Annotated in this window: 7 protein-coding genes and 2 pseudogenes; 4 read left to right on the top strand and 5 right to left on the bottom strand. The window is 36.6% G+C overall.

All coding sequences use genetic code 11. The annotated features are described in order from the left end of the window. Positions 1-346: 346 nt before the first annotated feature. Positions 347-934: pseudogene (locus tag M2108_RS13735) on the bottom strand (SpoVR family protein); the annotation flags it as partial. 135 nt (positions 935-1069) lie between these two features. On the opposite strand from M2108_RS13735, the gene M2108_RS13730 reads away from it, so the two are divergent. Continuing rightward, positions 1070-2263 carry a hypothetical protein gene (locus M2108_RS13730; RefSeq protein ID WP_277469711.1) on the top strand — a complete coding sequence of 398 codons (1194 nt, stop codon included), beginning with the start codon at positions 1070-1072 and terminating at the stop codon, positions 2261-2263. A gap of 325 nt (positions 2264-2588) precedes the next feature. On the opposite strand, the pseudogene M2108_RS13725 reads toward M2108_RS13730, so the two are convergent. Continuing rightward, positions 2589-3152 (bottom strand): annotated as a pseudogene (locus tag M2108_RS13725) (SpoVR family protein); the annotation flags it as partial. Between the two features lie 166 nt (positions 3153-3318). On the opposite strand from M2108_RS13725, the gene M2108_RS13720 reads away from it, so the two are divergent. The 3 genes from M2108_RS13720 to M2108_RS13710 are packed head-to-tail and all read left to right on the top strand — an operon-like array spanning position 3319 to position 8035. Beyond that, the gene (locus tag M2108_RS13720) at positions 3319-4809 is read left to right on the top strand and encodes a hypothetical protein (protein ID WP_277469712.1); all 1491 of its coding nucleotides are present in this window, start codon (positions 3319-3321) and stop codon (positions 4807-4809) included. A 17-nt stretch (positions 4810-4826) separates the two neighbouring features. Further along, entirely contained in the window at positions 4827-5378 is a 552-nt protein-coding gene (locus tag M2108_RS13715; protein WP_277469713.1) for an ABC-three component system middle component 1, read from the top strand. 17 nt (positions 5379-5395) lie between these two features. Then, on the top strand, positions 5396-8035 hold the full coding sequence (locus M2108_RS13710; RefSeq protein WP_277506188.1) for an AAA family ATPase: 2640 nt from the start codon (positions 5396-5398) through the stop codon (positions 8033-8035). 24 nt (positions 8036-8059) lie between these two features. Here the strand turns inward: M2108_RS13710 and M2108_RS13705 are convergent, their stop codons facing one another. From M2108_RS13705 to M2108_RS13695, 3 genes are all read right to left on the bottom strand, one after another. After that, the gene (locus M2108_RS13705; protein ID WP_277469715.1) at positions 8060-8419 is read right to left on the bottom strand and encodes a BC1872 family protein; all 360 of its coding nucleotides are present in this window, start codon (positions 8417-8419) and stop codon (positions 8060-8062) included. Positions 8420-8870: 451 nt separating this feature from the next. Then, positions 8871-10448 carry a recombinase family protein gene (locus M2108_RS13700; protein WP_277469971.1) on the bottom strand — a complete coding sequence of 526 codons (1578 nt, stop codon included), beginning with the start codon at positions 10446-10448 and terminating at the stop codon, positions 8871-8873. Beyond that, the gene (locus M2108_RS13695) at positions 10432-11883 is read right to left on the bottom strand and encodes a recombinase family protein (protein WP_277469716.1); all 1452 of its coding nucleotides are present in this window, start codon (positions 11881-11883) and stop codon (positions 10432-10434) included. The genes M2108_RS13700 and M2108_RS13695 overlap by 17 nt, the downstream gene beginning before the upstream one ends. Between the last annotated feature and the right edge of the window lie 14 nt (positions 11884-11897).

The following is an 11897-nucleotide window of genomic DNA, read 5'->3' as shown; positions in this document are numbered from 1 at the left end:
TACTCGACCTCTCTTCGCCAGCCGTAAAAGGAAACTTCGACAAGTACCCATTTTCATCCTTCTTGGGTGCCGCTAGGCGGCATGGATGTCTATTGTATCCAATACAATCACTGTAGTATTTTTGTAGATTAAAAAGGAGAAGGCACTATCAGCGGTTTGTATTTATGCAATTTGGTGGAGCGGAGACAATGAGGAGAAAACGGGTCCTGGCACGGGCGTAGCTTATACGGCGATGAGGCACCATAGCGTCAGCTATTACACAATGCAATCCAGACGAACATCACAAAAAGAGAGCATCCCGACAGGGATAGGCTCTCTTTTTAGCATACTGTATTCTCCTCATAACCTACGTAAACTTCCGCTGCACCTTTTTCCCGTCATAGGTGAACAAGGCTTTTTTGTCCTCCACGACGGTCTGTAGATGAACGGTGCGGCCCCAGAGAGAGTAGATGTGCGGAAGGGTGCGCTCCAGATATTTCAGGTCAAGCTCGATGCTCTCGTAGCGGTGGACGATCAGCAGCTCACCGTTGCGCTCATAATCGGCATCCTGGATGACGAGGTAAGGCGAACCGCCGTTGACACGGGCGAGCACGAGCTGGTCGCGGACATTTTCCCAGGCTTTGTCTGTGATTTTCCATTCCGGCCCTTTTTTCTCGAACACATAAAGGTCAAGGTCGTTAACCAGCTGCTTCGACAGGTAGCTGCGGATGAAGGAAATGTCGGAGTCGAGCTCGCGCACCTCAAACATCTTATCGCGGTCCCAGCGGCGCTCGATGTCCTCGAAGATTTTCAGGCCAAGATAATAAGGGTTAAGGCTCTGCCGCGACGGCTGCACCACGGACGAATTGAGCTTGGAGTACTCGATCGTCTCCTCCGGCGTCAGGTCCAGCTCGCGCATGATCCGCTGATGCCAGTAGGAGGCCCAGCCTTCGTTGCGCTAAGGTGCTTTCTTACAATTTGTGTAAAGCATATAGCGAGACTCTTTATGAATATGTTATTATTTACCTCGAAGAAACGAAGTGTAGGAGTATAGTGTGTAGGAATAAAACCGAAAAGGTGGATTGAAGAGTTGAATAAGGATGAATTTTACAATAGCATAAATGAATTTTCGGATGATGCAGTTGAGAGTTATCTTTTACTGGAGAAGACTCATAACAAGTTAAGCAGAAATAAGGTTATTATAGTCATTTTTGCTGGTGCAGTGATAGCTTTATTCGAAGTAATTCGATATAAGAACTGGGGGGAGAATATACACAACTTCATTGTAAATTTTTTTTTATGGGGACAAACTTTATTTAATTATCACATATTTCAACTCTTAATTGCTCTACTTTTGTGCATAATTAGCTCATATTTAATACATTTACACTCGTATAATAAATCAAAGTTGAATGCAAGTAGCAGTAACAATGTGAATATCTTGAGTTTTTTTAATGAAATATTTAGAAAGTATAAGTTGATATCGCTTTTATTTTTTTTGTTACCAGATTTTTTTATTGCAAAAGCTTTCAAAGACACAAATAAAAATAAACTTAAGAGGGTTGAAAGTAATTCTAAATGTGATTGTAAAGATGAGTGTCCTGTGTCGAGATTAGAGAAAATAAGCATGTGTGATTATGACAGACTTAAAATTACTAATAAGTTTTTTATTGAATTTTCAAATTGGTTTAACTTGTGTTTTACTACAATTCTGGTAGCGTTGACAGTATTATTCTGGGGAGTTTTAAATGAAGTTTGTATTCAAATTTTAACTTATTTTGTTTCATTTCGAATTGCATCCAGAGCTACAGAAATAGTAATTGCTTTCTATAATGATGTAGTTAAAGTTAATGCAATCACCTTTATTTATAAAACTGATAAAGGCGAATCATCAGTATACATTTCAAATTGGAAAAATTCACTTTTATTAAAGACTGGAAGAATATCATTAGCGGTACATACGCTGTTAGAAATAGTTTTTATTTTTTCAATATTATATCTATTGGTCAGTAAGCACGTAATTTTTGATGGGCTACCTATTCATAATGACGGACACTATATAGAGTTTCTTCTCTTTAGCGCATCCGTATCCGTATTTAATTTTTCGTTTTTTGATTACAAAAATGTATGTTTAAGTATTATGCATGTATCACAAGTTTTTTTAAGTATGGTTCTAATCGTATTAAGTGTAGCAAGATATCTTGGTTTAAGTGATGAATTAACTGCTCGTGAAGAGGAGTTTTTTCATAAAATTGAGCTTAAGCGTCAAATAAATCAGGAGTGACATTTACTGTTAACTTATTTGAAAATAGGTTAATAACTAAATTCAAGATGGAAACCAGCGCTAGGAGAAGAGAGTGGGCATCTCCCACAATCGATCATGAGTTTGAAATGGTTTGTAATCTTATATTTTAGGGATAGTGCATAACAGATTATAAATACAGAATTATTGGATCGGCGGTTGTGGGGTTATCCCTTATCACGCGATCCTTTTCTTTTGCTACCGTTAAGGTTACTTTGCTGACCCTCGAAGGCGGTAGAGATGCCTCTACAATAAGGAAGTCGTAATCTAAATACGGTTTAAAGTAAGTAGTTGTAAATGTTACATTATGAATTTTTTTATTTTCGACCCACAGCTGATAAACATAAGGCAGTGTCCGCTCTATATATTTCAAATCCAGTTCAACACGTTCAAACTGATTCTGCAAGTAAAGCTCACCGTTGCGTAAATAATCGCCATCCTTTACAACAAGGTAAGGGAACCCGCCTTTCACGCGCGATAGGAAAACTGATCACGAATATTTCCCCACGATTTATCGGTAATTTTCTACTCCGGACCTTTCTTTTCAAAGACATAAAGATCCAGTTCATTCACCAAATCTTTGGTCAAGTAATTGCGAATAAAAGAGATATCCGCATCGTTTTCACGGACTTCAAAAATCTTTTTTCTGCCACGTCCGGGCACTTGTCCGTGCCGTTCTTTTTCTTCCGGAGCAGGGTTATTCCAATGTTTCTCGATGTCCTCGAATATTTTCAGTCCCAGGTAGTAGGGGTTCAGCGAATGCCTTGAATGCTGCACGACGGCGGAGTTCAGCGTAGTGTATCCAACGGTCTCATCAGAAGTTAAATCAAGCTCGCATGATCCATTGGCGAGAGAAGCTCACCCAGCCCTTCGTTGAGCTAAGGTACTTGATTTGAAAAGACTTTAAGCGACGATCGAAGTGCCTGCGATCAAACATACACAATGATAAAGTGTGGGAAAATATCATTACATATACAATGTTGAGTTTTTTTGGTGTAAGATGGAGTTATAATGTTTCCAGAATTGGGGAATTGTGAATGAATCCTATCGTAGTCAATCTTTTAACAGAATTAAATCAGTCTATCAAGAACAGAAACGCTTACGCTTCAATAGATGGTTATTTTTATCAGTTCGAATTGACTCTCTTACACATTCTTTTAGATCAGTCATCTGAAGATCCATTTGGAGACCAGTTTCAAGGAGTTACTTCTCACTATAAGATTGAGCAAATTGAGGATTATACAAAAGTTTTTGAAAATAGTGGTGTTAATTATATACGACTTGCCCAGGTGAAACATCATAATAAATATGCAGGAAATGCAGAATATTTAGAAGCTTTATTGTGGCTTTATTACTCATTTCTTCGTTTCGAAAATAAAGATCCAAATTTGAAAACGAAATATTACATCTTTCATCATGATAAGTCACCTCTGAAAAATACTGAAATTGTTTTAAAAGAAGCATTTGAAAAAAATGAAAAAGAAACAGACCCAGAAAAGCAACATTCCGTTTATCACCGAATATTAGAACTGAATACCGATTCTCCGCAGATGCGAACTAAATTTATAGGTCAAGCAAAATTTGTTAAGACACAGAGTCTTCTGGACGTTACTACTGAGATTAAAAGTAGGTTGTTTTCTGCGTACGGTTCTGCGCAGTATAATCCTGATTTTTTATATGCAGCTGCTTTAAGTAAAATTATTAACGATGGTAGAGCCGGTAATCCTACTGGTCTACAACAATTATCTAATTTTTTCTCTGTTAATCCCATTATTGATCCTAAATTTTATCTGCTCAAGATTCTACAACTAATTGATAGATCATTAGATGAATATATCGATCAGATGTCAGAGCCAAATCCTCTATTTCCGGACACCTTTGTGGATCCAATTGTTATCAATGATTATAAGCAAATAGCAAAAAAAATTCATGATTTTTTTGAAAAACATTTTGATGATCCGAGAAAGAGGACGAGTTTTCTTTTATCTATTAGTGACTTTAGAAACTTAGCTCAAACCACGACATTAAATGCTGAGTACGAAGAGTTTTGTAAACATTTTATTCACATCAGAGCATTCGTATTTAAGTTAGCTAAAATTTTATATGCTTACGAAAAAAATGCAGGATCTATAGCAAATCTTGATGACTGGTTTGATTTTACAGAAAACTGCTGGTTATTTAAGCATCCACATGAACAGAGAAAGCAGGGTGTCATTCTAGCTGATCCACAGCAATCGTTGGATGCAATTAAGACGATTGGGATGTTGCGAACTAGATTGTCAACAGTAGAAGATGAAGATCATATTCCTAATGTTTGGTATTGGGGTAACATTGCTCAACTGCGAGCTTCGTACATGATACCTTATAAATTAAATATTACAAAAGTGCCAGTGCAACAATGGGCATTAAGTACTTGTGAACCGGATTTTTATTTTACTGTCCAATGCTTAAACTGTCTGAATTTAGGTGATGCGAGTTCAGTTGATCATGTAGCAAATATATTTAAAGCAAATTGTATGATGGGGTGAACAGGTTGATTATTCGTGTGAAACAATATTTGAAGGAAAATGGGTTCAGTCCAATAAATGAAGATTCAAAATTTAGAAAGTACATAGAAGAGCTTGGATCGGATGATGTTTATTTAAATCAGCTAGAAAATGAAATGTACCTTGTGAAGGGGAAGGATGAGCCAGTTAGTATGCAAGAAGTTCAGTCATATGTTGACAAAATTGCTGGATTCACTCTGCTATTTCCTAATTTAGCTCTATCTTATAATGTAAATCTTGTGTTCATTTGTCCCTTAAAAAAGCAGCAAATAAAAGATGGATTCCTTAACCAATCGAATCGCTTGATTATTGAAAGAGATAAATACTATTGTAGAAAATTTATAATCAACAGTAGTGCTAAAAACCTTGATGAAGAACTCGATATCTTACCAATTAGACCAGTCAGCCTGCATATAAAGGAGCAATTTAGTGGTTACGATGGATTGAACCAAAGTGTCTCAAAGGTAATCGGAGATTCCATTTTTGAGGAACTTAGTAAAAAAGAAAAGCCGGATTTAGATGCATTTCTAAAATTAATTGAAATTGAGTAATGGGGATGTTGCTAAATATGATGAACAATAAATTCATGATAAGTAAAGTCCATATATCAAATTTTCGCGGGTATCGTGAAAAAAGTTTTGATTTATTTTTAAACAAAGAAGCTAAGGATTTAAAAAATGGCATTATTCTTATTAGTGGACCAAATGGATTTGGAAAAACTACTTTATTAGATGCTATTGAATGGTGTCTCACCGGAACGGTAAGAAGATTAGAGAATGAATTTCTCATTAGAAAAGAGACATCCAAATCATTGCAAGCGGGATTAATTAAGAATAGCTCCAGTAAAAGAGGAGATGTTGTCACTGTAAAAATTGATGCTTACTTCAATGGAAAGAATATTCAATTAATCAGAACGTTTAACGATTCTACTGAGAAGCTTGGTTTTAGTTTAAATGGAACAGAATTTAAATTTTGCATCGGTGATAAAGAGTATGATGGAGTTTCAATAGATGACCTACTTTCAGTTGAAACAGACCAGGAAGTACAACTTTCAAAATATTTTTATGATCGACATATCTGCACATTTGATAAAAACTTAAAACTTTACAACAACAGCCGAGAAGATTTTTATAAGTCTTTTTCACTTTTCTTTGGCGGTACTGAGGAAATTGAAACAATGCTTGATAATTTAAATGGATTTGAAGAAAAGCAAGGGCGAACAAAGACGGTTACAACAGGTTTGGTTGAAGAACTAAATAAAAAAATAATTTCTGAAAGAGAAGTTCTTGAAACATTAAATCAAACGTTTAAGCAAGAAAAAGATATCTATGGTGAGTTACAAAAAAATATTGCATTAGCAAGCAATCTTGATGCAGAACTGAATAGATACCCGAGCGAGTTAACTTTTTTTGATGAAAAGACTGCTGAGTATTATTACTACTCTGAAGATGAAATAACAAGAAAATATGCCCTATGTAAGGGGCAAAGAGAAAGTTTTGAACATTTGCAAAAAGTTTTATTAGCACAAAGTATTGAAAAATATGTTATATCTGAATTGGGTCGTTGTAACGCCAACGAAGATTTATCGAACTTCAGAGAAAAGATTAAATTGCCTTTTGAAACAAATTGGAATCGTATTCAGTTAATTCAAAATAAGGACTTGAAACAAAACAACGAGAAGAAACTTACTTTGGATTCGGAAATATTGAAGATTGAACAATTAAAACAATTCAATAATGAAAGCAAGATATATTTTGAACAATTAATGAGTAAATATGATTTGGACCAACAGATTGTAGACTTATTATCACAATTGATTGATAAATCTCAACAGAAAGAATTATATGATTCACAAATTAAGGAATTTGAAACGAACGAGCGAACTACAAAGGCTTTACGTGCTTTAGTGGATCATATTAATGGTTTTGAAAAAATACGACATAATGGTCAAGATAAGTGTCCGTTATGTGGAAGCAGTGAATTATTTGGAGATCAGGAAACAGAACTAGCCATAGAAGCTAAAAGATTGCTCGGGACGGTAGATAATGCACGATCAATTCTTGCAAATGCAATGATAGCTGCCGAAGGGGGGATAGTTAAGCTTTATTCGGAACTTAAAAAGTTTGTGTTGACGGTGCTCACTGATTTGCGCTCAAACGCAACTGCTATTGTGAAGACTTTTAGTGAAATGGAACTATTTATTTTGGAACTAAATAGATATGATCTTACGATAAATGATTTAACTTTTGAAAAGATTCATGAGGTTGAGAAAAAATTCCTCTTACGTGTAGAGGAGTATTTAGCCACAGAATTCGATCAAGTTTTACTAGATCAAATTAACTATGTATATAGGTCTTTTCCAAACAAAACAAAAGAAACATACTGGGAAATGTATGATCAACTTAACAGTTCACAAAAAATTGATATCTATAAAGATTTTATTGAATTAGGTAGAGCATATGCGGATGATTTTTTTGAAACAAATCAGCTTTTAGTCCCGATAAGCGATATAAATATGGATATAATTACATCGAAACTTATCACTCTGAGAAAAGTTGAAAATGAATTGAAAAATGATGAATTACTCAAGACAGCTGAAAAAAAGGTAAAGGAATTAGAAGTTAAGTATCATGCCTTAAATAATGAATTAATGGTAAGAGAAAAGAAACTAAATAAGCTCAAGGAAATTCAAAGAGAACTGAAGGAGACGCGGAATAAATGGGACAAACGTGTTGTTGATCAAATAAACGAGCCAATGCAAAGGATTTTTAAAAGGCTCAGCAGGCATACCAATATTGAATCAATAAATCTAATGTCGGAGGGTATAACCACACAAAAAACAAACGTAAGCGTAACTGTAGACGGTGGAAAAGAAATGTATGTCCCCAATGTATTAAGCGCTGGACAACTTTCCATGGTATCTTTGTCAATGTTTTTGACAGTTGCTATGGGACAGAAACATAATCCTTTTAGATGTTATTTTCTTGATGATCCTATACAATCCATGGATGATTTGAATGTTTTATCATTTGTTGACCTTCTTAGAGTGGAACAAAACGATAAAGAGCGGTTTTTTGATCAACTATTTATAACGACTTGTAATGAAGATCTAGAAAAACTAATTGCACACAAAATGAAGACATTTGGTATTAATGTATGTCATCTTCAGTTTGACGGCTACGGAGAATATAGAAATCTTGAAGCCTAATAATAGAGGGTATAGACATAATTGTTACGTTATAACATAACCTTTAGCTCGCAACGCAGCCAAACAAATTGACTCTTGAAATGACTCTGCTTCTGAAAAAGAGGTACCTGAAAGTATTTCAGTTGAAAGTGCAATTCTACAGAAAAATTGTTTTAAGTTATGAATTTTTATTTCGACGACATGTCCCTCATCAATTAGTTTCTCAATAACGTCATAAGCTTGTCTTGGGTTTGTGGAATAATTCCACATTCCCAAGTCATGATGATAAGTAAACGAGTTTTTCCAATCATCTGAGAAGTTTTTATTATTAGGGAAATCCATAACTTTTATTCCTACGAGTAGATTTCGTTCAAAACTAGTTAAATTGCTCCAAGTATTATTCATACTATCCCTCCTATCAGTTTCTCTCCTAAATACTAGTGTATCCAATAATTTATCGTCCCATAAGGAATTCCTGCTATTAAAACATTATATGAGCCTGTACTAATTATTATGAGAATCACTCTGCTAATAGATGAATTCATGAATCATGCTCCAATACCGAGTTATGATGAATAGGTAATGACTATTTAACCTAATAACCGAGAAACGTTTACCATCCTAAAATCCTGTCCATACTGATGAATATAGAAACCGGACAAACCCCAGTGTACAAGCACTTTCTGGGCGTTTTGTCTCGGCAGCCGGGTAGGCTGCCGATCGGGTGCCTATCTCGTTACCGAGATTTTGGCACCCGTGAAGGACAAACTGACCAAATAACCGAGAACTCGTCCACATTCAGATGAGAAAACCTCTAGATAACTAAAAAACCGACCGTCTTAGTTAAGACAGTCGGTTAACTTATGGTCGTTCTTACAAGGCTACTTCTTGTTTGGATAGCTATTTCGCCATGAGTCACAATTTTCTTGCTATCAATGGTTTTGGGAGTAAATGTAGCTTGCACAACCAGATAGGTAATCATTTTTCGGATATCATTATCATTGTCGTGATTAGTTATGATACTCATGGACTTAATATTACGCGTGATTTCATCTTCATTTCCCTCAATAAGTTCGAGGTACTGAGCGCTCTTTTCTAACTGATTAATTTCAGTTTTAAGTTTTTTGATCCGGTTAGACAGGTGTTCCTTCTGCAGATCAAGGATTTGAACCATCTTGGTGTTGTCGTCGATGGTTTCAAGGTCTTTCACTAATGACGCAAGGCGTTTGGATTGATCTTCTGCCATTTGTAGTTGATGTTCTGCTCCATTTAACTCGACCGTGGTCCTACTCAACCGATTAGTAACGAGCTGACGCTCTTTCAATAGCTCGTTATATACATCCAAACTAACGGTTTCTAGATTTTGAGACTTCAAATCCTTCAATACAACATCAATGACCGTATGAATCCGATCTAGCTCGATCTTATATTTGCAAGTAGGGCAGGAATACCATTTTTTTCCGTATAGTTTGCTTCGTTTCTTATCGAATGTGGTTTGGTCTTTACCAGTCAAAATACCTTTACAGACTGAACAATACAGCAGATTGCTTAGAAAGAAGCTCGTTTTGTACATTTTCGGGTTGAGATTTCCGGTCTTTCTCTGCTCGAAGATCGCCCAGGTTTCTTTCCATTCATCCAAGCTCATAATCGGCTCGATTAAGTCACTTTTTATCATCAACCAGTTTTCGATTGGAGTAATTGAATTTCTTGAGTGTTCAGATTTGCGATGGTGAGACATGTAACCAGCGTAAAAAGGGTTCGTTATAATCCAGCGTACAGTTGCCTTATTAATGGTTTTACCGAATTCATGGCTGATTAAACGGGAAATGGATTGGAAACCCTCTCGATTGCGGTACAACTCATACACACGTCGTACAATTGTTAATTCTTCTCCGCATTGAGAAAAGGATTTGTTTACTTTGTCATAGCGATAACCAAAAGGGGCTTTACCGCCAGTCCATTTTCCTTTAATTAAAATACTCTTAGCGGTATCTCGGGTACGAATTCGAGTATTATCGACTTCCATTTTGGAAGTCCCATCCTTGATCAGATCAACAATAAAATCCCCAGAGTCATACAAGCTCTCAGAACTGCTAATAACAACAGGAATATTGCAACCGGCTAAAATCATTCGAATCTTCTGATGTTCCGTCGGATTTCTTGCAATACGGTCATGATGATTAATTAATACGAAATCAAATTTGCCGTCGATCGCTTCTTTAAGAAGAAGGGAGATTCCATCACGGTCATCTAACTTCTTTTTTCTAGCGGACACGCCAGCATCTTCGTACTCACATGTAATCATGCATCCATATTTCTTGGCAAATTCATAAGCCATGGACCGTTGAGTTTCCATTGTTTGTTTATCCGTTGAATGACGCCCATAGAATGCGCCCCTCATCCCAGGCTTTATGAGATCAGCTAACGCCAACATGTACAATCACAGCCTTTCCTTTAAACGGGTCTCGAAATTGGATATAAAGTGAGGGCGTGTCAATCTCGATTCGATAGACAATGTCCCTGATGAACTCTTCTCTTTCACTGTCTTTATAGGAGAGAACCTCGGTTATTAAATCAACTGATTGTTGAAGTTCCTTTATTAGATGGAATTGTTTCTGCAGTTGATCAAGTTCAAGGGGATAATAATGTTGCATTTCCTCTTCCCGACGGATGCAATTGTGCAGGTAGAATAGCTTATCCTGTAAATCGGGTGTTGGGGACTGCAGCCATAATGCGGTATCTTCATAGAGCTTCTGTTTGTATAATTGAATCGCCTCTTGGCTCTCAGCAATGGAGTCTTTGTAAAACTGAATCAGGTTCCCGTGTGTCAGCTGGTACAGTTCAGGAAAGTAGGTTTGAAACTGCCCTGTGATGAATTTTGCACATTCCTCTAGAATCATTTCTTCTAGCAGATCAGGAGCGAGACGGATGTAGTTATGCTTCTTGCAAGTATAATATTTCCTTGTACTTACATCCGTTTTTTCTTTGCCAAACATGGCTGTGTTGCACTTGCCGCAAAATAGCAGATCGTCGAGAGTCATAGGGATTCGACTAGTATTTCGAGAGCGAGTTTGGATAAGATTATTCATCCGTTCCTGTGCCTTACTCCAAGTTAATTCGTCAACGATACGAAGCCTTTCATTCTCAATCTCAACATACTCACCAAATTCTTCGATTTTTCGAATGCCCTTATAAATGGTGTTTCCAATCAAACTTTGGATTCGATTGTAATCCCATTTGGCAGGAAAACAATCATGTTGCTGTATATCTCGAACAAAGTCCGAGAATGTATTACATTTGGTCTTAATGATTGCATCATACAGTTTGTAGATCGTCTTAGCCTGATCCGGATGTTGATCATAGTTCTTGTCCTTATCAACTACATAACCATAAGCAACTCGACCTTGAGCATGTTTCCCTTGTTTTGTCATCGTATATTTTGTTTCTTTGATGCGTTGGACGATCTGATTGGCTTCACGCTGATTGAAGCCGGCAATGATTAACTCGAAGAATTCTCCGGCTGGCGAGTATTGGATCGGTATTTCATTATCGGCGGTGAATACAACCTTGATTTGTTTGGAGCGAAGCAACTCAAATAACTCCATTGACTGCACCACATTTCTGGCTAAACGATCACGTTTATAAACATAAAGCGTTGAAACTAGATCGTTTTCGATGTCATGAACCAAACGGCTTAACTCAGGACGTTCGTGAATTTCGGTTTTTCTTGCCGATACTGCTTCATCGAGATATAGATCGTCGAATAATAAGCCCTTCGCTTTGACTTTCTCTAGCGCAAGAGCCTTTTGCATATCAATAGAGTGCTCCTGCGATTTAATGGAAGATCGAGCGTACAATACCGTTTTCATTGGGTATTCACTCC

Origin of the sequence: Paenibacillus sp. PastM-3, from assembly GCF_029893965.1 — a bacterium.
Lineage (GTDB): Bacteria > Bacillota > Bacilli > Paenibacillales > Paenibacillaceae > Paenibacillus_AQ.
This window is presented reverse-complemented; position numbering and strand designations above follow the sequence as displayed.

What these genes read in the sequence shown, in the direction of transcription:
- M2108_RS13720 (WP_277469712.1), top strand. Translation starts at nt 3,319, where the DNA reads ATGAATCCTATCGTAGTCAATCTTTTAACAGAATTAAATCAGTCTATC.
- M2108_RS13710 (WP_277506188.1), top strand. Translation starts at nt 5,396, where the DNA reads ATGATGAACAATAAATTCATGATAAGTAAAGTCCATATATCAAATTTT.
- M2108_RS13705 (WP_277469715.1), bottom strand. Translation starts at nt 8,419, where the DNA reads ATGAATAATACTTGGAGCAATTTAACTAGTTTTGAACGAAATCTACTC.
- M2108_RS13700 (WP_277469971.1), bottom strand. Translation starts at nt 10,448, where the DNA reads ATGTTGGCGTTAGCTGATCTCATAAAGCCTGGGATGAGGGGCGCATTC.
- M2108_RS13695 (WP_277469716.1), bottom strand. Translation starts at nt 11,883, where the DNA reads ATGAAAACGGTATTGTACGCTCGATCTTCCATTAAATCGCAGGAGCAC.